The organism is Desulfovibrio ferrophilus (genome assembly GCF_003966735.1).
GTDB lineage: Bacteria > Desulfobacterota > Desulfovibrionia > Desulfovibrionales > Desulfovibrionaceae > Desulfovibrio_Q > Desulfovibrio_Q ferrophilus.
The window spans coordinates 3,394,549-3,419,617 of the sequence record NZ_AP017378.1; the positions used below are offsets into that span (position 1 = coordinate 3,394,549).

At 51.0% G+C, this 25,069-nt stretch carries 17 protein-coding genes and 1 tRNA gene; 4 read left to right on the top strand and 14 right to left on the bottom strand.

Going from position 1 to position 25,069, the window contains the following annotated elements:
* The first annotated feature begins 105 nt into the window (after positions 1 to 105).
* Positions 106 to 765: a nitrite/sulfite reductase domain-containing protein gene (locus EL361_RS15545; RefSeq protein WP_126380862.1), complete on the top strand. Its 660-nt coding sequence runs from the start codon at positions 106 to 108 to the stop codon at positions 763 to 765.
* 117 nt (positions 766 to 882) lie between these two features.
* Here EL361_RS15545 and EL361_RS15550 read toward each other — a convergent pair whose 3' ends face one another.
* From EL361_RS15550 to EL361_RS15585, 8 genes are all read right to left on the bottom strand, one after another.
* A complete protein-coding gene (locus EL361_RS15550; RefSeq protein WP_126380863.1) occupies positions 883 to 2,895 on the bottom strand; it encodes a methyl-accepting chemotaxis protein in 2,013 nt (670 codons plus the stop codon).
* Positions 2,896 to 3,146: 251 nt separating this feature from the next.
* Positions 3,147 to 3,413: a hypothetical protein gene (locus EL361_RS15555; RefSeq protein ID WP_126380864.1), complete on the bottom strand. Its 267-nt coding sequence runs from the start codon at positions 3,411 to 3,413 to the stop codon at positions 3,147 to 3,149.
* A gap of 49 nt (positions 3,414 to 3,462) precedes the next feature.
* On the bottom strand, positions 3,463 to 6,717 hold the full coding sequence (locus EL361_RS15560; RefSeq protein WP_126380865.1) for an efflux RND transporter permease subunit: 3,255 nt from the start codon (positions 6,715 to 6,717) through the stop codon (positions 3,463 to 3,465).
* Positions 6,707 to 7,861, bottom strand: a complete 1,155-nt coding sequence (locus EL361_RS15565) for an efflux RND transporter periplasmic adaptor subunit (RefSeq protein WP_126380866.1) — start codon at positions 7,859 to 7,861, stop codon at positions 6,707 to 6,709. Before EL361_RS15565 ends, EL361_RS15560 begins: the two co-directional genes overlap by 11 nt.
* 188 nt (positions 7,862 to 8,049) lie before the next feature.
* Positions 8,050 to 8,244: a YgaP family membrane protein gene (locus EL361_RS15570; RefSeq protein WP_126380867.1), complete on the bottom strand. Its 195-nt coding sequence runs from the start codon at positions 8,242 to 8,244 to the stop codon at positions 8,050 to 8,052.
* A 37-nt stretch (positions 8,245 to 8,281) separates the two neighbouring features.
* Positions 8,282 to 9,562: an EAL and HDOD domain-containing protein gene (locus EL361_RS15575; RefSeq protein WP_126380868.1), complete on the bottom strand. Its 1,281-nt coding sequence runs from the start codon at positions 9,560 to 9,562 to the stop codon at positions 8,282 to 8,284.
* 162 nt (positions 9,563 to 9,724) lie between these two features.
* On the bottom strand, positions 9,725 to 10,561 hold the full coding sequence (locus EL361_RS15580) for an ABC transporter permease (RefSeq protein ID WP_126380869.1): 837 nt from the start codon (positions 10,559 to 10,561) through the stop codon (positions 9,725 to 9,727).
* The gene (locus EL361_RS15585; RefSeq protein ID WP_126380870.1) at positions 10,558 to 11,553 is read right to left on the bottom strand and encodes an ABC transporter permease; all 996 of its coding nucleotides are present in this window, start codon (positions 11,551 to 11,553) and stop codon (positions 10,558 to 10,560) included. The genes EL361_RS15580 and EL361_RS15585 overlap by 4 nt, the downstream gene beginning before the upstream one ends.
* 144 nt (positions 11,554 to 11,697) lie before the next feature.
* Here EL361_RS15585 and EL361_RS15590 point away from each other — a divergent pair.
* Positions 11,698 to 11,773, top strand: a tRNA-Ala gene (locus tag EL361_RS15590).
* Between the two features lie 254 nt (positions 11,774 to 12,027).
* Here the strand turns inward: EL361_RS15590 and EL361_RS15595 are convergent.
* The 5 genes from EL361_RS15595 to EL361_RS15615 all read right to left on the bottom strand — a co-directional run bounded on the left by EL361_RS15595 (position 12,028) and on the right by EL361_RS15615 (position 19,046).
* A complete protein-coding gene (locus EL361_RS15595) occupies positions 12,028 to 12,390 on the bottom strand; it encodes a tyrosine-type recombinase/integrase (RefSeq protein WP_172961792.1) in 363 nt (120 codons plus the stop codon).
* Positions 12,362 to 12,751 (bottom strand): hypothetical protein, encoded by a 390-nt coding sequence (locus tag EL361_RS15600; protein ID WP_126380872.1) that lies wholly within the window; start codon positions 12,749 to 12,751, stop codon positions 12,362 to 12,364. The genes EL361_RS15595 and EL361_RS15600 overlap by 29 nt, the downstream gene beginning before the upstream one ends.
* Positions 12,752 to 12,779: 28 nt before the next feature.
* Positions 12,780 to 12,959 (bottom strand): helix-turn-helix domain-containing protein, encoded by a 180-nt coding sequence (locus tag EL361_RS15605; RefSeq protein ID WP_126380873.1) that lies wholly within the window; start codon positions 12,957 to 12,959, stop codon positions 12,780 to 12,782.
* 424 nt (positions 12,960 to 13,383) lie between these two features.
* The gene (locus tag EL361_RS15610; RefSeq protein ID WP_126380874.1) at positions 13,384 to 14,607 is read right to left on the bottom strand and encodes an adenylate/guanylate cyclase domain-containing protein; all 1,224 of its coding nucleotides are present in this window, start codon (positions 14,605 to 14,607) and stop codon (positions 13,384 to 13,386) included.
* On the bottom strand, positions 14,604 to 19,046 hold the full coding sequence (locus tag EL361_RS15615) for a hypothetical protein (RefSeq protein ID WP_126380875.1): 4,443 nt from the start codon (positions 19,044 to 19,046) through the stop codon (positions 14,604 to 14,606). Before EL361_RS15615 ends, EL361_RS15610 begins: the two co-directional genes overlap by 4 nt.
* Positions 19,047 to 19,721: 675 nt before the next feature.
* Between EL361_RS15615 and EL361_RS15620 the strand changes: the two genes are divergently transcribed.
* Entirely contained in the window at positions 19,722 to 21,008 is a 1,287-nt protein-coding gene (locus EL361_RS15620; RefSeq protein WP_172961793.1) for a diguanylate cyclase, read from the top strand.
* Between the two features lie 113 nt (positions 21,009 to 21,121).
* On the opposite strand, the gene EL361_RS15625 is transcribed toward EL361_RS15620, so the two are convergent.
* Positions 21,122 to 21,841 carry a YkgJ family cysteine cluster protein gene (locus EL361_RS15625; RefSeq protein WP_126380877.1) on the bottom strand — a complete coding sequence of 240 codons (720 nt, stop codon included), beginning with the start codon at positions 21,839 to 21,841 and terminating at the stop codon, positions 21,122 to 21,124.
* Positions 21,842 to 22,171: 330 nt separating this feature from the next.
* Between EL361_RS15625 and EL361_RS15630 the strand changes: the two genes are divergently transcribed.
* Positions 22,172 to 24,991, top strand: coding sequence for an FAD-binding and (Fe-S)-binding domain-containing protein (locus EL361_RS15630; RefSeq protein ID WP_126380878.1), 2,820 nt, complete (start codon positions 22,172 to 22,174; stop codon positions 24,989 to 24,991).
* Positions 24,992 to 25,069 lie beyond the last annotated feature (78 nt).

Below are 25,069 nucleotides of genomic sequence, written 5' to 3' on the forward strand. Positions count from 1 at the left end.
TTTTGGGGCAGCAGCTGTGATGCTGCCCGGTGGGCCAGAAAAGCTAGAGAATAATTGAATAAATTGCGGCCTGACGATGGCCGGCTATTAGCCAAGGAGAGAATCATGAGCAAGACAGAACGTACTGACGGGGCCATCCTGCAGCGGGATAAGGAAACCTGGGCCATTGTGCCCCGCACCCCTATGGGGATGCTGACCCCTGAAATCCTTGGACGCATCAATGATGTGGTCAAGAAATGGAATGTGCCCATCGTCAAGATTACCTCGGGGCAACGCATTGCGCTGGTGGGTATCCGTGAAGAGGATATCGAGTCCATCTGGGATGATCTGGGCCGGGACATCGGACGGGCCACGGAGTTGTGCGTACACTATGTGCAGGCTTGTCCCGGAACGGCAGTTTGCCGGTTGGGCGTGCAGGATTCACTGGGTATGGGCAATGAGTTGGAACCCAAATATCTCGGAGTGGATTTTCCGGCCAAGGTCAAGATGGGCGTGTCCGGCTGTCCTCTGTCCTGCGCCGAGTCCAAGCTGCGTGACATCGGTTTGGTAGGCAAGCGTGGTGGATTCACGGTCTATTTCGGTGGCAACGCGGGCAACAAACCCCGCATTGCCGACGAAATCGCCGTGGACCTCGAACGTGAGCAGGCTCTGGAACTGGTGGACAAGCTGCTGGCCTATTACAAGGACAATGCCCGCAAGCGCGAGCGCACCGCCCGTTTTGCGGAACGCGTCGGCATCGAGGCCATCAAGGACGCCGTGCTCTAGCAGTTACTCAATTTCCCTGCCTTCGTCCCATTGGGCGAGGTGAAAATAATGAGAATGAATAAGCCCCCACGTCAGCTGTGACGCGGGGGCTCTTTTGTCAGGATGAAATGGGTGCGTCTAGGATATCTCAGGTGCGCAGATGCCCGCTGCCGCGTCCTGCTCTCTGCATTGGCTCAGCTCGCTGATCAGTTCCTGTAGCTCTGAAGCCAGGGCGGTCAGGCCTTCGATGGAGCGGGCGGATTCGCTCATACCGGCGGCTGTTTCGGTGGAGATGCGGTTGATTTCCTCGGTGGCGTTGTTGATCTCCTCACTGGTGGCGGATTGTTCTTCCGCTGCCGTGGCAATGGAGCGGACCCTGTCTGTGGTGGTTTCCACGATGCCCATGATGTCCTGCAGGGATTCGCCAGCTTGGGAAGACAGCTCGGAGCTGCGGGCGACAGCTCTTTCGGCATCGTCCATGGCAGTGATGTTGGAGCGGGTGCCTTCCTGAATGCCCTTGATGGCGCTGCCGACTTCCTGAGTGGCCTGCATGGTCTTTTCGGCCAGTTTGCGAACCTCGTCGGCCACTACGGCAAAGCCTCGCCCGGCATCACCTGCACGGGCGGCTTCAATGGCGGCGTTCAGCGCCAGTAAATTGGTCTGATCGGCGATGTCATTGATGACGCCCATCACGGTTCCGATGCTCTCGGCCTGTGTGCCCAACTCCGACAAGGACGTCTTCATGAGCCCGGTGCGCTCGGCTACTTCAGAGGAGGCCTCCATCACCTGGGAAACAATATTGGCGCCTTCGCTGGCCTTGGTGCTGGCATCTTCGGCTTCGGTCGCGGCGTCGGAAGCATTGCGCGCCACTTCCATGACCGTGCAGTTCATTTCTTCCATGGCGGTGGCGGTTTCACTCACGCGTTCCTGCTGCAGGGATGCTCCTTCGGAGATTTGGTGGGTCTGTGAGGAGAGTTGATCCGTTGCGTTGGTCAACTGCTCTGCAATGGCCGAGGCCCGGGCGGCAACGTCGGTCATCTTCTTCATAAGCAGTTCGCCCCGTTTTTTTTCGTCGTGGGCTTCGGACATGGCCTGGTGGGCCTTGGCAGCTTGTTCTTCGGCTTCCAGACTTTTGGCTTCGGCCTCGTCCATGACGCTTTTCAGTGATTCAACCATACTCACCACACCCTGGCGCAGAACCTCCAGTTCGCCTGTGAAGGAGACGGCGTTGCAGGACTCGTAGTCACCGCCAGCAACGTCTTTTGTTCTTTGCTGAAGTTGCTCCAGAGGACCGAGGATGGAACGGATGACCGAGAAAACACCACCCACCAGAAGGAGTGCAACGACAAGTTCGACCCCGATCATGACGGTCTGGACAAGCGAGGTGCGGGATTCCATTTTGTCATGAGCTTCCTGCGACAGGTCGGTAAGGAGCGGGTCCAGGCTGCTACCCACTGCGGCAAATTCCTTGCGGCTGGCCTCGATGATATGAGTCTGAACCGTGAATTCCTCAAAAGCCAGTTTGTAATCTTCGAGGATGCCGATGAGGTTCATCTTCATGCCGATGCCCATGCTCGTTGAATTGTCCAGCATGGTTGCCATGGCTTCATGGGCGGTGTTGAATTCGTCTATGAAAACGGCATCTCCGGAGATCATGAAGTCCTTTTCGATGCGACGGAGGGTCATGAAACCCGCGATGAGCGAATCGTCCCTGCGGGAGCGGATGGCGGCCCCGGCAGAGTCGACCACGTAGAGGAATTCACCGCGCAGGCCATCCTCGTCCGTCAGACCCATGGTTTTTACGGCTTCTACGGCTTTGGCGAACTTGGACTCGTAATCGTCGAGCAGGCCATGGGCCTGTTTCACGCGGGGAGAAAAAGAGGCGTCGGCTGCCGCCATGATCTCCAGATTACCCCTGGTGTCTTCGATCTGACGGGCCAAGAGGCTGACGAAGGATAATTGGCGCTTGGCAAGGAATTGTTCTTCGGCTTGTTGGCTTTGCAGTAAGGAGGCCTCTGCTGACAATGCGGCAACATTGGCAGCAACGGCATCCTGAATGAACCTGGTCCCAATCTGGTTGACGAAAAAGACGATGCCAAGGCCAACCAGAGCAATGGCGGCAATGGTGTATAGCTTGATTTTTATGGACATGTTTTCTCCCTGTGGATCAATTTGCGATGGCCAACAGCTATGCGCATAGCACGAAACTATAATTGATCAACATTGATAAATCATTGATACCGCAACTAATTGTGTGATTTGGATAACTTCTTGTGCCCCAGGGTCAACCCTTGGTTTGGCCTTGGGGCAGGCTTGTTCAGCGGGACGAGGAGTGCTCGATTGTGAGGGCTTAACCTATCGGTTTGTCGATGTGCCCGTGAGGTGGGGCTGGAAGTCTGCAATCAGGACTTGCGATCCAGCAGAGAGGCGATCCAGAAGGAGAGTTTGTAGGAGGCCGCAAACCAGACCAGCAAGGCGACAGCACGTGCCGGCAGGTTTTCAGCAAAGAATGCGGCCTTGGACAAATAGGCCGATGCCGTGAACATCAGCATTAGCCAGATGAGCAGCTGGGTCAGATGCGTGGAGTTTTTGATAATCCTGCGTTTGCGGCCCATGAACAGACCGATGACCCAGGTTGCGACGCAGCAGATGATGAGAAGTTTCAGCACGATAATCGTCTACATGGCTTTGTCTGGAAAGGCCAGAGCTCACGTCGGGCTAGGTTGCTGCCTTGGAGTCGTTGAACAGGGCGTAGTAGGCCACCGGGACCACCAACAGGGAAAATCCTGTGGAGGCAAACAGGCCGGTGATCAGCGCCCAGGCCAAACCAGAGAAGATTGGGTCCAGAGTGATGGGCCAGGCGCCCAAGGCCGTTGTGGCGGCGGTGAGTACGATGGGCCGCAGCCTGACGGCTCCACTCTGCAGGATGGCCTGCTTCAGGGGGGTTCCCTGAGCCTGGGCTCCCTGAATGAATTCGATGAGCACCAGTGAGTTGCGGATGACAATACCGCCCAGAGCGATCATGCCGATCATGGATGTGGCCGTGAAGAAGATGGGGTTGGGCAATTGTCCGACGTCCGAGGCAAAGAAGACGTTGAGCAGCCAGAAGCCGGGCATGATGCCGATGACGGTCAGGGGGATGGCGCTCATGATCAGGGCGGGCATGCCCCAGGATTTGGTCTGGATGACCAACAGGATGAAGATGCCGAGCAGGGCGGCTCCAAAGGCCAGTCCCAGATCGCGGAAGACATCCACGGTGATTTTCCATTCACCTTCACCGGCCCAGGTGACCTCGGTCTGCGGAGGCATGGGATCGCTTTCAAGACGTGATTGCATGTCGAGCACCGCCTCGGCGGGTGAGCGTCCGGCCATGTCGCCGAAGGCATAGGCCACGCGGCGCAGATTCTTGTGGTAGATGGGCTGATCTTCAAGCTGGGTTGTGAATGTGCCCAGTTCTGCCAGGGAGACCATGCCTTCCGGCGCATTGTCCGGGGCACTGTGCAGAGGAATCTGTGACAGTCCTGAAGCGGAGGAACGCTTGTGGCGGGGCAGGATCAAGCGCACCGGCAGGGGCTGGCGTTCATTGGGCAGATGCATGGTTGCGGGGGCGACGCCGGAAACGGCCATGGACAGGGCATCGGCTACGACTTGGGAGGTTACTCCGTGCAAGGCGGCTTTTTCCTTGTCCAGCTCGAAATCCAGATAGGGCCGTATGGTCTCGGCCACGGTGTCAACGTCTGTAACCATGGGTTCGGAGCGCATGACCTCGGCGACATGGTCGGCCCCGGCCAGCAGTTGGCTGTAACGGGCCTCCGGGTGACCATAGACCTCGGCGGTGAGGGTTGAAATGACGGGGGGGCCAGGGGGGACTTCCACCACCTGGATGTCGGCCCCGGCTTGGCGGGCGATGATCTCCAGGTCCGGGCGCAGGCGCAGGACGATGGCGTGACTCTGCTGTTGGCGGCGGGATTTGTCCGCAAGGTTGATGCGTATGTCGGCCATGTTGCCGCCCTGGCGCAGGAAGTAGTGGCGGACCATACCATTGAAGTCCATGGGTGAGGCCGTGCCCGTGAAGGTCAGAATATTATCCACCTCGGGCACGGTGCGCAGGTAGTCCTCGAAGCGGCGAACGACGCGGTCCGTGGATTCCAGCGGCGTGCCCTCGGGCATGTTGATGACGATCTGAAATTCGTTTTTGTTGTCAAAGGGCAGCATCTTGAGTGGCACCAAACGGAACGCGGCCAGGGCGCAGGAGCCAAGCAGGAGGAGCCCTATGGCCGTCCAGAGTCGTATTCGCATTGTGCGCGATTCAAGGAAAGGATTGACCAGAGTCGAGTAGAATCGTGCGATACGCGGGTTTGCTCCGCTGGTATCATTTCCTTTGGTTTGATTCGCGTCAGCCCCGCTCTTGTGTTTGAGCAGCAGGTGCGAGAGCCAGGGCACGATGGTCAGTGCTGCCAGGGTGGAGAAAGTGACCGTCAGGGGGACGTTGGCAGCCATGGGAGCCATGTAGGGCCCCATCATGCCACTGATGAAGAACAAGGGTATGAATGAGACGATGATAGCCAGGGTGGACAGGATGACCGGGGGCAGCACCTCGGACACGGCGAACAGGGTCGCCTTGCGGGCGGGCAAGCGGCCCAATCGGATATGACGCTGGATGTTGTCCACGTTGGTGATGGGGTCGTCCACCACCAGTCCCAGAGAGAGGATCAGGGCGAAGAGAGTGACTCTGTTGATGGTGTATCCCAGCGCATAGTTCACGAACAGGGCCAGGGCGAAGCTGATGGGGACGGCCAAGGCAACGACAGCGGCTTCGCGTTTGCCCAGGGTGAAGGCCAGCAGAATCACCACCGTCAGGATGGCGAAGAAAAGCGACGAGAGCAGGTTGTTGACCTTGTCCTGAGCCGTGGCACCATAGTCCCGGGTGATGGTGTAGGAGACTCCGTCGGGCAGTACCGTGCGTTCCAGTTCGGCCATGCGACGATGCACTTCCTGCGCCACCCAGACCGCATTGGTCCCCCTTTTTTTGGCGATGGCCAGAGTCACACAGGGGTGCCCTGAATTTGTTTCTTTGGACAGCCCGGACTCCTGGCTCTGGCGATGGGAAAAACTGATGCGTGTCAGGGTTTCGGCTTCGCGGGGGACATCCATGACTTGCGCCACATCGCGCAGTGTGACGGGGCGGCCTTGATACACGCCCACGACCACGTCTTCCACTTCCCTGGTGGAGCGCAGAAACGAATCCGAGCGCACGGTGAGTTCGCGGTTGGCGCTGATCAGGGTCCCGGCGGTGACGGAGGTGTCCGAACCTTGCAGAGCCCGGGTGATGTCTTCAGGGGCGACACTCATGCCCGCCATGCGTTGCGGGTCCAACTCCACGCGAATTTCTCGGGAACTGCCTCCGGTGATGGTGACGTTGGAGACGTCGGGCACTTCAGACAGGCGATGGAAGATTTCTTCGCTCATCCGGCGCAATTGATGCTCGTCGTAGCGGTCCGAGTACAGGGAGACCATGACAATGGGAACGTCATCAATCTCCACGGGTTTGACTGTCCAGTTCTGGACAACGGACGGCACCAGGTCGAGGTTTTTCTGGATGGTGTTGTGCAATTTGAGCAGGGAATTCTCGCGGTCTTCCCCCACGAAAAAACGCACGGTGGTCAAGGCCTGATTACGTCGGGAGGTGGAGTAGACGTACTCGACGCCATCGATTTGCCACAGGATGCGTTCCAGTGGCGTGGTGACGAGTTTTTCGACTTCCTCAGCGCTGGAGCCAGGAACCTGCACGATAACGTCGGCCATGGGCACCACGATCTGTGGCTCCTCTTCGCGAGGGGTCAGCAGGATGGCCGAGGCGCCCAGACAAAGCGCTGTGAGCACGAACAGGATGGAGAGACGTGTCTCCAGAAACGACTCGACCACGGCCGGGATCAGCCCGCGCGGTTCACGCGGTTTGCCGTTAGTTGGCATGGTCCGCTCCCGGCAGGCCGACGGTTTCACCTCCGGACAGGCCTGCGAGTATTTCCACTTCGTTGCCTTGATGTTCGCCTGTTTTGACATAGATCCAGGTCCAGGATCCCTTGTCTTGGAGCAGGACGGATTCCAATTGGCCCACGCGGCGAATGGCGTTTACGTCCACGAGCACGGCGTTGCGTTTGCCCGCTGGAACCAGCAGTCGTCCGAACATGCCAGGGTGAAGACCCGGTATGTCCGGCAGTGCGACCTTGACCAGAAATGTCCGGGTGGCGGGGTCGGCGGAGGGAAGGACCTCTTCGACCACACCTCGGGCCGTGCGCTCCAGAGCGGGGATAACAATGTTCATTTCAACACCGGGACGTACACGCCTGATGAGCCCCTCGCGCACGAAGGCTTCAAGGCGCATGGCTCCGGCGGTTTGAACAACCAATAGTGCTTTGCCCGGTATGGCCAGATCTCCGGGTTCCACGCTGCGTCTCGCCACTTGCATGTCCTCGGGAGCGCGAATCACGGTGTACCCCAGGGCGATGCGGGTCTCTTCCAGGGCTTCGGCCGCACGACGGGCTTCGGATTCTGCTCCGATTAAACCTTCCCGAGCCTGCTCAAGACGAGACAGAGCTTGGCGATAGTCGGCTTCGGCCTGATCCATTTCGCGGGAGGTAACGGCCTTGTCCTTGAAGAGTTTCTGGATGCGTTGGAATTGAGCCACGGCTTTGCTGTTTCCGGCCTGGGCTTCGCTGATGGCCTGGCGTGCCTGTTCACGTTTGGCCTTGGCGGATTGAAAGGATTGCTCGGCCTGAACACGCCGGGAGGTGAGTTCCCGGTCATCCAGAATGATTAGCGGTTCGCCACGTTTGACTACATCCCCGGCTCGAACCCGAACTTCTCTGACCTTGCCTGTGACCTGGGCTTCGATGCGGGTTTCAGTGCGTGGTCGAACCGTGCCTACGGATTCAATCACCTCGGTCATTTGCTGCAGGTGTGCCACGGTTGTGACTTGCGGTGGTTGTCTTGCAGGGCCGGACTTTGCGACGTGTCCGGGAGCAAGAGTATCGCTCTGAAATGCCCCGGCGAACCAGAGGATAAGCAGCAACGTGGCGGCTGCGACAATGATGGTAATGACTTTGCTCTGCTGCATGTCTCTCTTGCCCTGAGGGATGAGGTGATGTCGGATTCGGTTCGGTGGGCATGCTGCCCGAGAGTTCTGGCTGTCTATAGCATGAGAAGACGGGCGGAGAAAAGCCGGAGGTGGCAATACGTTAGCATGTCCGAGCGTTGCAGTAGGAATTGAGTGGGAAAAGATGTCAGCGCTGGAGGCAGTGTGGATTATTCGGCTGACGGAATCTTGGCTCGGCGCAAAATCGCCATCAGTGGGCAGGTGTTGGTGAAGGCGGACTGCAACATGTTCAGGCCAACGAAGGCGGTGAGCAATAGCCACCACGCGGAATGGAACTGAGACAGTGCGAGGCTCAGAATGATCATGATGCCCGCGACTCCGCGAGTGATGCGTTCAACGTGCATGGCGACCTTCTGTGTCTGGGGTGCGGCCTGCTTTGTGTCAGGATTCTTCGGTGGCCTGGTCTGCCTCGGCGGGGCCATGTTTGAAGAAGGTGTTGGCCCACAGGACGGACTTGTAATAGCTCACCGCGACAACCAGGCGATTTAATCCGAGTTTGTCGGTGAGGTGATCCAGGTCTTCCCATTTGCCCTTTTCATGGGCGCGAACCAGTTCCAGCCATTTGGCGTGGTCGGTATCTTCGCCGAGCAATGCGCTTTTGAGATCCTGTGCCAGGGGCAGCTTGCCCACAATGTCGGCCATGGGCATTTCCAGCATGGCTTCAAGCAGCGAGAGGAGTCCCAGAAGGAACATGCTGTCCGGGTCTGCCTTGGACTGGTCATGACTATGGGAAATGAGTTCCAGGAACTTGCCGCGCTGGACGGCAATGAAAAACAACTCGGAGCTTTTGCCTTTGGGTTGTAGATCAGTCAGCACAATCACTCGCAGCCAACTGCGCAGTTGCTTCCAACCCAGTAGAACAATGGCCTGCTTGATGGACTGGATGGGCTGGGTGAAGGAAAACGCCGCGGAGTTCAGATACGTCAGCAACCGGTAGCTGATGGAGACATCGGTCTGGATGTCTTTGGCCAGGGCCTCGAAGTCTGGGTCTTTCTGTTCGATGGCCTTCAAGAGGCTGAAACGTGAGGCCTGATGCGAGGTCAGCTTCTTGCCGGAAACCAGCTCCGGGCGCTTGAAGAAATACCCTTGGAACAGAGGGAATCCCAACTCCTTGGCCATGGAGAAGGTTTCCATATCTTCCACCCGCTTGGCCAGCATCAGAGCGCCAGCTTCTTTGGCCTTATCCAGGATGGGGGCCAATTCAGCAGGGGATTTGCCCAGAGTATCGATGATGACCAGGTCGGCAAGGTCTTTGCCCACAGGCACCTTTCCCTCAAAGTCGTCCACTGCGATGGAGTAGCCGTTGCGTACAAGGTCGCGCAGAGCCTCGATAGTCTCGTCCGAGGCCAGCGCAGATTCCGGGATCTGGATCACGGTCTGACCGGGGGGAAGGGCGTAGGGCACGCTCTCCAGAATGTTCTGCTCTCCGAAGTTCAAGAGAATTTTTTTGTCGGACCCATAAAAGTCTTCGGCTGCGATTGTGGAATCGGCTGCTACGTCAAGGGTGGCCTGATCCAGGTCGGAGATGTCGGCACGCTCGGCGTTTGGCCCTCCGCGGAACAGCAGTTCATAGCCCCAGACCTTACTTCGGGTGTCGAAGATGGGCTGCCTGGCAAGGTAGGTATGGAGAAAACAGGGCGCTTCTGCCGTATCCTTATTCATCGAATCCTCGTGGGGCCGGGGGAGGTGAAATCAGTGTCCTGCCTATATCGTCACCGGGAATTATAAAATGGGGACGCGATGAGCGCAAGGAAAAGGCAGAGAAATGGCAATGAATACAAAGAATATGTGTTAATTCAGTTGCTTTTGCATGTTCTTCTATTGTTAATCACGCATTCTCGGGTCAAACAGATCACGCAGGGCTTCCCCCAGCAGATTGTAGCCCAGCACCGTGATCAGGATCGCCAGCCCCGGGAAGAACGACAGCCAGGGTGCAAACGTCAGTACGTCCTTGCCTTCCATCAGGATATTGCCCCAGCTCGGCATGGGGGGCTGCACGCCCAGTCCCAGGAATGAGAGCGAGGATTCAACGAGGATGGCGCCAGCCACACCCAACGTGGCGGAGACCAGCACCGGAGCTATGGCGTTGGGCAGGACATGGACGAAGATGATGCGTGCCGGGCTGGCTCCGGCCACCTTGGCCGCAAGCACGAAGTCCCTTCTGCGCAGGGTCAGAGCCTCGGCTCTGACCAGTCGGGCCACACCCATCCATGATGTCGCGCCGATGACAATCATGATGTTTGTCAGGCTGGGTTCCAGAAAGGCGATGACCGCCAGGATCAGGAAAAACGACGGAAAACAGAGCATCACGTCAACGCCGCGCATGATGAGTTCATCCACCAATCCACCGAAATACCCGGCCACAAGACCCAGAGTCAGCCCTATGGAGACGGAGATGCCCACGGCTACAAATCCGACCCACAGGGAGACGCGTGCGCCATAGAGCATGCGTGAGAGCACGTCGCGGCCCAGGGCGTCCGTGCCAAAGGGGTGGGCCGGTGTCGGGGCCTGAAGGATGCTGTTCATGTTCAGGGTCGTGGGATCAAAGGGCGAGGCCCAGGGGGCCAGCAACGCTGCCACCGACATGATGCCCACGATGAGGCCACCAGTCAGGAGCATGCCGTTGCGCGACCAGAAGCGGCGGGAGCCCAGCAAGGTCATTGGCTATTCCTCCCGGCACGGATGCGCGGGTCGGCTAGTCCGTATGCCAGATCCGCCAGCAGGTTGCCCGCCAGTGTCAGCATTGCGCCCAGCACCAGGTTGCCCATGATCAGAGGATAATCCCGTGCCATGACGCCCTGATAGAATAGCTGGCCCAGGCCGGGCAGGGCAAAGATGGATTCGATGATCACACTGCCGCCGATGAGTGCCGGGATGGACAGGCCGAGGATGGTGATGACCGGCAGCAGGGCGTTGCGCAGGGCATGCTTGAAGATCACCGTGCCGAGCGGCAGGCCCTTGGCACGTGCGGTGAGGATATAGTCCTGCCGGAGGACTTCGAGCATGCTGGTGCGCATGAAGCGTGACATGCCTGCCAGACTGCCGAAGGTGTAGACGAACAGTGGCAGGATCAGATGGCTGGTCAGGTCCCAGAGTTTACCCGTAAACGACAACTGGTTGAAATTCAGGGAAGTCAGTCCCGAAATGGGCAGCAGCGGCCAATGGATGCAGAATCCATACATCAGCAACAGGGCCAACCAGAATCCCGGCATGGCGAAGCCTATGAAGACAAAGACTGTGGAGGCGCGGTCGAACCAGCGGCCCTGCCAATAGGCCGAGGCGATGCCGATGGGGATGGTGATGGCCAGAGTCAGGATCAGTGAGGCGATGTTCATGCCGAAGGTCAGGGGTAGTCGTTCCACGATCTTGTCCCAAACGGGGCGGTGGTCGCCACTCATGGAGCGGCCGAAGTCCAGATGCGCGAGCCGTGAAAGCCAGCTGACGTATTGCACGTGCAGGGGCTTATCCAGGCCGTAGAGGGCTTCGAACCGTGCGCGGGCGTCGGATGAGGCCTCGGGGTTCATTGTGGTCTGGAGGTCCGTTGGCGAACCGGGCGCAAGATGAATCACCGTGAAGCTGATCACAGTGATTCCGATGAAGATGGCGCAGATCCAAAGCGCCTTGGTGATAATACGTCGAGCGAGCTCAGGCATGCACTCTTCTTAGAAGAAGAACGTCTTGGAAGCAATGGACGTTTGTTTGGGCCAGTTCAGGCCATGATTATTTTGTTCGTTTTTTTGCGATTAGTGGTTGACAATTGGGGGCGAGTCGAGGCAGTAAGTTCGTCCCAACAGTGTGGGGCTGTAGCTCAGTTGGGAGAGCGCTTGAATGGCATTCAAGAGGCCGTCAGTTCGATTCTGTCCAGCTCCACCACCGATTATTCAAGGGATTCAGGTATTTGCCTGGGTCCCTTTTTTCGTGGGTTTGGGGCTGAAATGGGTTTTGTGTCCGCTATGTGTCCGCCGGTCCAAATCTGGCTGTCCAAATCGCTGAAAATTCCCCGCTGGCGACGTTGCTTCGTCGAATGCAAATCCTCATGTATTTGGAATACACTTCGGCCTTGCATTCGCCTCGCGTCTTGCCCGCGTGGTTTTTGAGCGATTTGATTAAGAAGCGGAGATTAGCTGTTAGGAGGCCGACCCATAATGGGCCGCTAATATGCTATGGATAGGATTGTCTCGGGCCGCTTCAAGGTGCGAGTAGCGGTCCGTCATTCTGAGAGTCTTGTGTCCGATCATCTCCTTGGCGTGCTTGAGTGTGCCACCCGCCATGATGATGTTCGAACAGAACGTGTGCCGATTGTCGTGGAAGTGGAAGTCGGTCAGGTCCAAGTCTTTGCAAACCCGTTTCCAAGCGGTCTTGATGTCGCCCATACGGGGTCCATCCAGATGGCTGACAACGTAGTTCCCGACCACTTCGATACCCCGTGAGCTGCGCATCTTGTCGAGGTAGGCCCGCCGTTCAAGCAAGGCTTGTCGGGTTCTTGGCATGGCTGATGGTCGCCATGAGCGCATTTGCCCACTTCTTTTCCAAAGGCTTCAAGAAGGTCAGATACCCCTTTGCCGTTGTTGGGCTGAGGTCGCCTTCCTGTTCCCTGCGTTGCCATTCCTGTCTGCACAACTCCGCAACATCGCCAAAGGTCTTGCCCTTGCGCTGTTTCCGTTGCTGCCTCTTTTCCGGCATGTGTCCGTCGTCCAGAATGACCCTGAGCTTGTTTGCTTCTTGCTGCGCCAGATCACGCCGCCGAAACGAGCCGTGATACTTCTTCCGGCCCGTGTCCGGGTCGAGATACTGTACAACGTAGCTTTTACCATTCTTGCGCGAACGCGCCGCTATAGTGACTGTTGCCATTGACTAGTCCCCACGGAGCATTCGCCCGTCAATTCCCTATTTGGCTGTCAATGAACCGCAGCAAATCCTTGGTTCGGATCAGCTTTCGGGAGCGTACCAGAACACAGGGCAACTCGCCATAGTCCAGCATGCGCGAGACCGTGGCCCGATGCACCCGCAGGATGTCCGCGGCTTCCTGAATGGTGAGGAGAATTTTGTCTGAAATCATACATACTCCGGTTGCTTGGCATGAGTGCCTTTGCGATTGGCCCGGAGTATAGCTCGGGAATAGTCCGAAACGTCAACTAAGCAGCTAAATTAGTTGTACAAATTAGCGCTATTTAGTGATTGTGGAGTTAGGTCGAAAGTGTTTTTTTGTGCAAAATAGCGAATGAATTGAGGTTATTGTGCTACTTGGATGTGGTGGAGGTTGAATTTGCGTAAAAGGGGGTCTAAAATAGGTTTTAGGTTTGGTAAAAAGTGATTTTGAGTATGTTGGTAAAGGTAATAATTTTTGAGATAAACAAATTGAAATTTGAGATGGCACATGGAGTTAGAATTTATAAATACGGAAAGAACAGTCCAGAAGTCAAAAAAGCGTATTGAGAATTAAAGAGAACGAGCAACAAATTCGCTTTTTGGATTGACAAAAATCATTCAATCCAATTTATACGAAAGTACTGTGCCTTCTCTTTGAAGCCTTTGAATTTATGAGGATTCATAGGCTCAAGATATTCTTTGACGGACCAGTTTTTTGCTAATCCGTAACGACTACTTAGCTTTGTGTGATTCGTCATTGCAGAAAGAGATTCAGAGATTAAGACCTCTTTTGCTTTGGCTTTAGAATTTAAACGGGCAGCTAGATCGACAATAGGGCCGTGAGGATCGTTTCCATAAAAAAATATAACATCACCAGCAGCTATGCTAATTTTCGATTGTATTTTGTGATTAGAATTTAAGTAGTATTTGTTGTTTGTATCCAAAAGCTCTTCTTGGATAGAGATGGCCGCTAGTATAGCCTGTTCTGGTTCATTGATTGGAAACGTAGCCATTACACAATCGCCAATATATTTTACGATAGTTCCATTGTGGCGTATAATTACTTCTGTGGCAATCTTATTATGTTTATTGCATTTGAATAGTCCTTCATGGAATCCTTCATCTTCTTTTATAGAAACAGATTCTGCAAGATCTGCAAATAAAATAATGAGGCTCTGTTGTGTCTCCTCAAAAAGACATGATATTTCTGTAGATGAATTAGCACTCATCTCGAAAGCTTTGTACGGATGCTCGAATGTTTGTCCATATGCTGTTGTGAAAACGTTTTTAGGTTTTTCTCTGGTGATCAGATGCTTGTAGTATCTAGGTATCGATTCTATTAAAAGATTGCGTTTTTCTTCGGCGATTTCAATCAATCCTCTAAAACCACTTTTCTTTAGGTTTCCTAGGTTTGTTTTGTCTAGCATGTTGTCGAAATCATAACTGTAACCTGTTGATACAACGTTGGTTTTTTGGTGTTGTGTAAAAGCTATCATAGGGTAAGTTAGGAGGTGTTTTCTTAGGAAATTTGCAAGTTTAAACCCCGTTGGAATAAAATCTAGTTCTTCCTTGTCATTGTTCTCGTAAGATAAGAGTTTTTCTTGTTCACTTTCTAATAAAGCAAGGTCTATGAATATGCTTTTTATTTTATCGCCAGACTCAATTGACTTTTGAATTATGGAAAGGGCATTCGAAAAGTTTTCAGTTAGTTTTTTTTTGTAACTAAAATCAGATATAAGTACATATTTAAAATTAAAATCCCAGTCTTCAAGTTTTGGTATGAAGACATTATTTACGTAATTTGGTTCGTCATCAATTATTACAAGTGTTTCAATCATAATATCGATTCCGCCTTGTAAAATAAAATTGTTACTATTGTTTTATTTTTAATGCGCTGGCATTTCAGTCTTGCGCAGTATTTGTCTATTAATTGTTGAATTCTATGAGAGTAGTTTGTTGTTTGTGGTTCATTTTCAAATCCTGGGCCATCATCGATGTAATGCATGTATATATATTTAGCATTCGATTTTATCACAAATTGTACTGATAAATCAGTGCAAGGTTTTAATTTTTTAATAACGTTTAAAAGTGTAGAGTGAAAGTTGTCGAGAAGTGACCTGAAAGTCTCTTCGTCTACAAATGCTTTTAATGAATTTGTGTGGATTTCTTTGTTGCTGTAATTTATTCGATGCTCGCTTTGTTTCGAATGAATAAAATCGCTCGTAATCTCATAAATATCCGAAAATAAAGACTTAATGAACTTTTTTAATATGCTTTTATCTTGCGTGATGTGATTGTTTATGCGGTCTCGGATGGCGTCCGTTGATTCGTTTTCCCATGTTTCAATAAAGTGCTCCTTTGTCACGTCTTTACTTATCAACAAATAGTTTATTGTACTGTCTAGTGTGTCAAGATCTTCTAGGAAAGATTGATCAAAGTATCCATGCTGTTCGAGTAGAGGTGAAAATAACTCAGGGTAGCTCTTGAGCGCGTTGTATATCGTATTAAAATTTTCGTTTAAGTTTGATTCATGGTGATAGTGTTTTAGTAAAAGTTTTTTATGATTTGCGTATGACAATGCTGCAAGCGAGTTGGTCCATTTAAATGATATGTCAGAGTGATTTGATCTTCCTATTTTTTTAGAGAATAAGATGTTCCAAATATCTTTAAGAGCGATAAGCTCAGGTCTTGTAAAATCATCATGGTTTTTTATTGCGTAAATGCGTGATACTTGATTCACAGCGTTTAGTATGTTGAGATAATTGAACTTCAGTTCATCGTCATCAGAGAGTAATGTTACTTGCTTGCTAATAAATTGAACACATTTAGATAGATTGTCATGTCCTATTGTTTCTTTGTTGATAAGTAGTTCAGCCATGCACTCAAGAGTTGTTGTATTTTTAATTGTGATGTGAAGTATTTCTTCAAAGTTATCGATGAAGTATTTTGAGTCAGTATGTATCAGTATGGCGATAGCGTGAGAGTTTTTCCAGTTGTTGTGCATAACTTCGATGCAGTTTTTGCACAAATTATGTTTTGTGTCTTTGTCCAGGTTGTTTAAGTATTCAGAAAAGGAGAATATTTCAAAATACAGTACCGAGAGAAGCGTTTTGAAAAGTGTTTGATTTGATGAGAAATTGTTAATTATTTGAATTATAAATTCAGTTGAATGCATGTCGTCTTGAAGTGATTTTTGAAGATGGATGCGACAGGTTAATGTTTCAATCGGAGCATGTATTGTTTTACTGGGTTTAAGTTTGTCCGTTCGATTTTTTTCAGAAGGTATTTTTTTATTTTTTTCGATACAATTCATTAAAGTATCGTTTAGCGCTCGAAGTTCGTTGCTATCAATGAGTGATTTTATTATCTTATTTTTTATACAAAGCGGGCAAGTATTGTGCTTATATTGTGGGATCGGTATATTAGCATATTCAAAAAATTCAATTTGTGTTTTATTGTATTGTTTTAAATTGCAAAATTTTATTGTGTCTTTAATTTTAGAACGATCAAGTATGACGTATATCAAGCATTTATCTGGTTCAAGGTAGCTACATGAGTGTAGTATGTTCCAGATAGTTTCTCCTGAGCTTATTGTAGAGTCAATTATTAGTATTGTTTTTATGTTTTCAAAATGGTTAGGGTTTAAGGGTGTTCCATCGTCTTTTATTTTATGTACTTCACACCCAAATTCATCAGATATGGTGTCGGTCAAAAGTGTGATGTCTTTTGTTTCAATGTTATGAAAGACATGTGATATTTTGTCTGTTTCGTCATTAAGGTAGCTTTCTATTATGTGGGCTAGTTTGTATGTTACTATTCCACCGAATGTTTTACAAATTTTATCAATATTGAAGCAATATGGAAAATGGTTCTTGTTTTTCTCGGATATGTAGTGGCCCATAGCCACAGGTATGTTGTATTCGAATAGCTGGTTTACAAATTCTTCTGGTGAGATAAATGTTTCAGCTTCTGTGCTTTTAGTTATCGGTGACCAGCTTTCATTGATTTTATTGATCTCACTCCAATGCCATTGGTATGGTTTTGATTCTTTGAATAGTTCTGTAGCGTTATGATATATACATTGAGTTTCAATTGGTTGATTGTTGTTGCTATACTGTATGCTGTCTGTTGTCTTGCGTAAGTCTATAATGCTGTGAATCTTAGTTATCCTGTCACTAATGTTGCGCATTTCTAGCTGTTGAATGACTTTTTTAATTGATTTCGAAGTGGCTATAACGTCTACTAAAATTATTATGGAATCGTAACTTCCAAGCTTGTATAGTAATAGTTTGTCTATCTCTGGTGTTGAGCTATTGATGTGGGTTATGTTGGGATTTTTGTTTTTAATGAAACTGTATAGTGAGGATCCGATTTGATCGCCAATGCTTGAGATTGATAGTATGCAAGTTGGTTTGTTTTTAGGGATTTTTATTTCGTTTGCGACTACCCGTATTAGCTGGTTTTTTAGCTCGTGTTTTCTAAATAAAGATCCAATTTCAAAAAATACGTTTGAGAACGCATTTGTTGGAAATAAGAATTTCCCATCATGTCTAATGCCATTGTCTACATTGTTTATCGCAGATATAAGTGATTTTTTTTCTCTCTCTATGATAGCATTTAACGCTGTTTCAAAACTAAATGAGAGGCCGATGGTTTTGTTTTTTCTTTTAACGAAAATATTATCCCAATATTCAGGTATCGTCTTTATATCAATATATTCTTTGTTGATTGCTTTAATGACAGTTTCTGTGCAGTTCGATTTGTCTGAGTAATCACCTATAACTTTTATATCATAATTGTATTCTTTTCTATTGATAGATATAAAAGGTCTAATGGTGTATCTTTTGTCTATACCATCCCATTCTTCAATTTCATTTAACGGCAGTATTGTGTCGTGATGTTCGTAGTTGATTCCTATTATTTTATAATTGTCTAATCCAAGAAAATATATTTGCATAAGAAATGGATAAAGCATGTCTTTATCCCATTCAACTTTATGAAAATCTATGCATATTATATCAGTTTTTTTACACGATTTTGTGAACTGATATAGATCGTTTACATAGAATATTGCCGATCTGTTAATTTTTGATGTGTATGGTGTGTAAAATTTCACATCATCTATTTTATTTTGTGAGTATTTTAATATATTTTCGTTTATTTGTGTGGTCTCCGCTTCTCGTAATTCTTTTAAAGGGATTAATATTTCTAAATGTACACCTGGAATTTCTCGTATTGATTTAAGTGTTCGACTTTCATTGCTTGTTTTATAGGTGCCTACATCATTTGAATAGTAATCATAACAAATATAATTTCTATCGCTTCGGCATATTACCGCTCCTCGACATTTTTTTGCTAAGTTTTTGACGAAATATAGTCCGCGAGGTGGTATGTAATTATTCCATTCCAGTTTTGAATCAGCTTCTTCTAAATTTGTCTTCTGTTTACTTGTAGAATGAAGTTCGAATGCATATTTTATTATTGCAGAGTTGGATTTGTTCGTGTTGTCAATAACGTCATCTGCATCGTAAGCCTTTCTGAGGGTTTTTACTATTCCCGGTCCTGTGTCGCTAATCACAATTTGTAAGCATTCTGAATTTCCGAGTTTTTTAAGAAATCTTCTTAGGAATTTTGGTGATTGTGCTTGTCTGTAGAGCAGGATTTTGTCAGCGATATCTGTGCTAATTTTAGGTATTAATCCTATAGCAATTTTTGCATCATTAGTGTTCTTGTTTTTTATGGTTCCGTGTTCATATGCATTTTTTCCTAGTTCTCTGATTATAATGCTCTTTATACCAGCTAAATTTGTATTTTTAATGCCAGTGTTCTCGACGGAGTATTTCAATAGACTTGATTCTAAGTTTAACTGATTAATTATATTGTTGAATGATTCTCTGTTGAATTCTTTTAATCTCATGCATTTTTTTGGCATATAATCTTTATATTCTTTATCGTATTCTGAGAGTTTTATATCAATTCCCCTGCTCCTCAAGTAATTTAGCAGTTGGAATGAGTACATAAAGGATTCAACTCGGAGCGCCGTTTCATTATATATTTTATTAGGTCCGTTTGTGGGGCTAATTATCTGAATTTTCATTCCATTTACATTTTTGCTTATGATCCATGTCGCAAAAATGCAGAATGCATATATATCTACGTATTTCACATTTTCTAAACTAATCAAGATGTTTGAATATTTTGCTGATTCTACTTTGTTAATAAATTGTTCAATTTCTTTAATATCTATTCTTTTGAGGCTAGTATCAAAACTTTCCATACTCTTATCTCGTGGTTGAGTTAATATTTTGCCATGCGTATATAATATCGTTGATAAAGTGTCATGCTTTTCATCTGATTTGTTTGTATTTTTTAGAAGTGTCCGCTATGTGTCCGCTTTCATATTTGACACATGCGTAACCTATTGAAATTACATGATGCTGTGCACAGCATGCACAAACGGTAGGGCGGGAGGTTTGACGGACGAATGCTCTTTGATTTTAGCTGGTTAGGTTTGTTTTATTTCTCCTGATGCCGATGAATGGCATTCAAGAGGTCGTGGGTTCGATTCCCTCCAGCTCCACCACCGATTATTCAAGGGATTCAGGTATTTGCCTGGGTCCCTTTTTTCGTGGTGAAGAGGCGTTTTTGGGTTTTGTGTCCGCTATGTGTCCGCTCTATGTCCGTATCCCGGTGCCGAATTGCAAATAATCATAGGAGACTGTATGCCCGGTTTACCAAAGCGAATGGATAAATTGAAATTTGCCTGAATCACTGAAAAATGACCCTCGGTATAGAAGAATGCCGTGGGTGAATCATTGGTTTTCCCTGTTTTAGGGAGTGGGATGATTTCTGACTGTCATTTTAGATGATTATCCATGGGAAGCTGAGTTGTATTCTGTCGACTTTGCCGGGTCTAAACTCTTGGCTGCACCGTCAACCGGGTAGGGAAAGTATGGGCGATAACGTATTGATTCATCAGGATGTTTCTGAGGAAACCATCCTGATCGTCGAGGACAGTAGGACCATGGTGTCTCTGTTGTCTCGCGCCATACAGAAGGAATTCGGCCTGCAGGCTGTGATCTGCAGAACTTATGCAGAGGCACAGGATCAGCTTCAGAACTCGGATCAGGTCTATTTTGCTGCGTTGCTGGATCTCAACCTACCCGACGCCCCGAATGGGGAGGTTGTTGACCTGGTTACGGGCAAGGGGATACCGGCCATCGTTTTCACGGGCGAAATGTCGGACGATTTGCGCGATATCATGTGGTCCAAGCGTATCGTGGACTATGTGGTCAAGGACAATGTGGATAATATTCAGCAGATCATGGGCATTGCCAGACGACTCAAAGGCAATAAGGACCTCAATGTGCTTGTCGTGGACGATTCGTCTACGAGCCGGACTGTTATTAAGGATTTGTTGAAGGTTTGGAATTTTAATGTGCTGGAGGCCACAGACGGTCGCGAAGCGCTGAATATCCTTGCCAGCCACGATAAGATCAATCTTTTGATCACCGACTATCACATGCCAAAAATTAACGGCATCGAGTTGGTTAAGGAAGTCCGGCGTAAGTTCTCAAAGTCGCGGTTGCCGATCATTGGTATTTCCGGCGTTGGCGGTGCCACCACTTCGGCCCATTTCATCAAATGCGGTGCCAACGATTACATGCACAAACCATTTCTGACCGAAGAATTGTATTGCCGGGTGATCAGCAATATTGAAACTTCGGAATATATCGCGGCTATAAAGGATCTCGCCGAGCGGGATTATTTGACGGGTATTTTCAATCGCCGTTCCTTTTTTAGTTATGGCAGTAAATTGTTTTCCAGCCACCAGCGTGGCCAGATTGAGATCGTGCTGGCGATGATCGACATTGATTGTTTCAAGGACTGCAATGACAAGTACGGCCACAGCGCCGGTGATGAGGTTTTGAAATTCGTTGCCGAAACGCTGACGGATAGTTTTCGGGATACGGACCTTGTCGCCCGCTTCGGAGGAGAGGAATTTTGCGTGGCCTGTGTGGATCTGGCACCCGAAGAGATTGCTACGGTTTTTGAAGAAACTCGCCGCGCCATTGAAGAGGCCATTATCAGGATTATGGATTACAAGATTCGTGTGAGCATTAGCGTCGGTGTGTGCGCCCAGCACGCGGATAGCCTTGATGGGATGATCAAGATTGCTGATGAGATGCTTTATCAGGCCAAGAAAAATGGTCGTAATCAGGTTTGTATTGCTGACTAGTTTCGTCTCTGTCTTTCGGGTTTGACCCGCCCTTCCATTCACGCAGGTTCCCCAGTCTTGGGACCTGCTGTTTTATTCTTTCATATGTTTTAAAGGACGTGGCGGACGGAGATTCAGGCGATTTCGGCGTTGCGGAAGACGTCCTGTCCGGCGAGCCAGCGCCCGGCGGCAGTGTCGTCGCCGAGGGCGATGTCCAGAGCTGCAATGAATCCTACATAAAATGAAGTCAGGCCGTGATTGCGCATGGCGATCATGAAAGCCGTGGAATAGAGGTCCGTGGCCTGTTGCAGTTTGGGATAGCAGGGGACGTCCATGGCCCGGTGTTCCTCAAAGCCTTGCTCACAGGCCGTTGCAGCTGTGGAATGGTGGCTACGGCAGGTAAATGGACGGATTTCGTAGATCAAGCAGAGCTGCTCCTGCCCATCGTCAAGGAAGGGGCACGGGGTCTTGTTTTCCAGCCACCACTCGAGACGCATGGGGTCGCCATGCTCAACCATGCCATGGATGTTCTGCTGAATCTGGGTAAGTACAGGCGGCTCAAGATTGAGCCGTAGCTGCTGCGCGATGATAAGCACCTCGGGGATGGATGTGCTGACGCGGGTATGGCAGCAGTAAGTGCATCCGGGGGTGCATTCCACATCGTCGGGCACGGGGAAGGATTGGGTGATCGTGGCGAATTGCATCATGCCGTGGCCTAGCAGGGGAACGCTCAGCCCGTGTTCCGCGATGCCTTGAGAGATGAATTGAACGGCCTGCTCAAGACGTTGGCGGAGATGGCTGTCAGCCTGCCCGGAGGTGTTCTCGTCTTGATGTTTCGTTGTGTTGTTCGTCATGGATGGTTTTCCGCCGAGTTTCACATTCGCCAAAAAATTGTTGTTTGATTGCAGAGGGAAACCAGTCGCATTGCGGCTTGGGCATGCTTGGGCAAGGGTATCAGAATACAGGCTAGCTCGCCATAGTCTGTCGTGTGTCGGATGGTTTTAGCAGGGCTGAGTTCGCTGTTGTGGGGGTGCTTGCTGTCGTACCTGCGTGGTCTGTGGAATGAATGGGCCAACGGGTGCTTGTGTCATTTCCGTTGCGGTTCTTGTTCCTCCTCCGGCTCTTGTGATAGTGTCAGAGTTGCCCCTTTTTTGGGCTTTGACAGCGAACCCGAGGAGCCTGGAATGCTGCCTGAACCATACGATCAAATTTATGCAGAGTTGCTTGATTTCATGCCCAAAGAGCGTGCGTATACCGACGCGCTCAGGACACTGGCCTATGGTACGGATGCCAGTTTTTACCGCCTGATTCCCAAGATTGTGGTGGATACCGATTGCGAGGATGAGGTCGTGGCGATTCTGAAGATTGTGAATCGCCATCAGGTGCCCGTGACCTTCCGCGCAGCGGGCACGAGCCTTTCGGGGCAGGCCATCAGCGATTCCATCCTGGTGCGTCTGGGCGATGGCTGGCGGAATTATGAAATTCTCGACAAGGCCAGGAAGATCGCTCTGGAACCCGGGATTATCGGTAGTCACGCCAACCGTATCCTTGCACCCCATGGCAAGAAGATCGGGCCGGACCCCGCCAGTATCGATACCTGCAAGATCGGTGGTATTGTGGCCAATAATGCCTCGGGCATGTGCTGCGGTGTGGCTGAGAATTCCTACAAGACGTTGGATTCCCTGCGCTTGGTCCTGGCCGACGGCACCCCCCTGGATACGGCCGATCCCGCCAGCCGTGAGGCTTTCGAAAAGAGCCATGGGCATATTTTGGAGGGGCTGGTCGCCCTGCGTGAACGGGTGCTGGCCGACAAGAAACTCGCCGCCCGCATTCGCCGCAAATTCAAGATCAAGAACACCACCGGCTACAGCCTGAACGCCATCGTGGACTTCGATGACCCCTTCGAGATCTTACAGCATCTGCTGGTGGGGTCCGAGGGCACTCTGGCCTTCATCTCCCGTGTCGTTTATCGCACCGTGGTGGAGCACCCGCACAAGGCCTCGGCCCTGATGCGTTTCCCGGACATCCGCTCGGCCTGTGAAGCTGCGATCATTGCTCGCGGACAGAGGGTGTCCGCCGCCGAATTGATGGACCGTGCGGCATTGGCTTCGGTGCAGGACAAGCCCGGTATGCCAGATGGCCTGACAGAGTTGGGGCCGGAAGCCGCGGCCCTGCTGGTGGAGGTGCGCGGCAAGACCGAGCAGGAATTGGAGGCCAAGGTCGCCAAGGTGCTGGATGCCGTGAAGGATATTGCCAGTGTCACCCCGCACCAGTTCACCTCGGTCCCGGCGGAGTTCAATTCGCTCTGGAATGTGCGCCGGGGGTTGTTCCCGGCTGTGGGGGCCGTTCGCGATGCTGGGACCACCGTCATCATCGAGGACGTGGCCTTCCCCATCAAGGATTTGGCCGAGGCCACTCTGGAGTTGCAGGAGCTGTTCATCAAGCATGGCTATGACAAGGCCATCATCTTCGGCCACGCCCTGGAGGGGAATCTGCACTTCGTGTTCACTCAGGACTTCAATGTGCAGGCCGAGATCGACCGTTATGCTGCCTTCATGGACGATGTGACCCAGATGGTTGCCGGAAAGTACAAGGGGTCATTGAAGGCCGAGCATGGGACCGGGCGTAATATGGCGCACTTTGTGGAGTTGGAATGGGGTCGCGATGCCTACAAGTTGATGGAAGACATCAAGGCTCTGTTTGACCCCAATGGCTTGCTCAATCCGGGAGTTATTCTGAATGAGGACCCCGAGGCCCATCTGAAGGATTTGAAGCCCCTGCCTGTGGCCGATGATATCATCGACCGCTGCATTGAATGTGGATTCTGCGAGCCGGTTTGCCCGTCGAGATCACTGACCTTGACCCCTCGCCAACGCATCGTGGCCTTCCGCGAGCTTTCCCGGCAAAAGCAGGTTGGTGATGCGCAGGAGACGATCAAGGCCTTCAAGAAGAGTTATGACTATGACGGCGAAGCCACCTGCGCTGCGGACGGGCTGTGTGGCACCAGATGCCCGGTGGCCATTGATACGGGCAAGTTCATCAAGCTCTATCGATCCTGGGAACGTGGCAAATGGCAGAAGGCCCTGGCCTCTGCCGTGGCAAAGAATTTCCCGCTGGTCATTGCGGGTGTGAATATGGACCTGGGTATCGCAGGGGCTATGCACGATCTGTTGGGCGACCGGGCCATGGATGGTCTGGGACACGGGCTGCACAAGTATTCCGGCAAGCGCCTTCCTCGCTGGAATGTCTCCATGCCCAGAGTCGCCGCGAAACCCCGGATGAACACAACCCCTGACAGTGCCGACAAGGTGGTCTACTTCCCCAGTTGTGTGGCTCGGCATATGGGGCCGGAAAAGCACGACCCGGACAAGTCCGCGATTCGCGATCATACCCTGAGCGTGCTTGCCAAGGCTGGTTATGAGGTTATTCATCCCGAGCGCATGAACAGGCTCTGCTGCGGGCAGCCGTGGGAGTCTAAAGGTCTGGTTGATCAGGCCGATTCCAAGCTGCGTGAACTGGAGCAGGCTCTGCGCGATGCCAGCGAAAACGGCAAGTATCCCATCCTCTGTGATACGAGTCCCTGCCTGTATCGCATGAAGGAGCATATCGAAGGGTTGCCCCTGTATGAGCCGGTCGAGTTTGTGGGCAAGTTCCTGATGGACAGGCTGGAGTTCACGCCCGTGAACAAGCGCATCGCCCTGCATGTGACATGCAGCTCACGCAAGATGGGGCTGGCGGAGACCATGGAGGAGTTGGCCCGCAAGTGCGCTCGCGAGGTCGTGGTGCCTGAAGATATCTTCTGCTGTGGGTTCGCCGGGGACCGGGGCTTCAATTATCCCGAACTCAACGAGGCCGCTCTCAAGGACCTGCCGGATCAGTTGGCGGGCTGCAGCGTGGGCTATTCCACTTCGCGTACCTGCGAGGTTGGCCTCTCGCTGCATGGCAAGGTGCCCTATAAGAACATCATGTTCCTGCTGGATGAGGCTAGTTGGCCCAAGGCGTAGTTCTTGGCACTACGTTGGATTATTGGCGGAGATCATATGAAAAGGCCGGGGCGTACCCCGGCCTTTTCTTTGAAATTG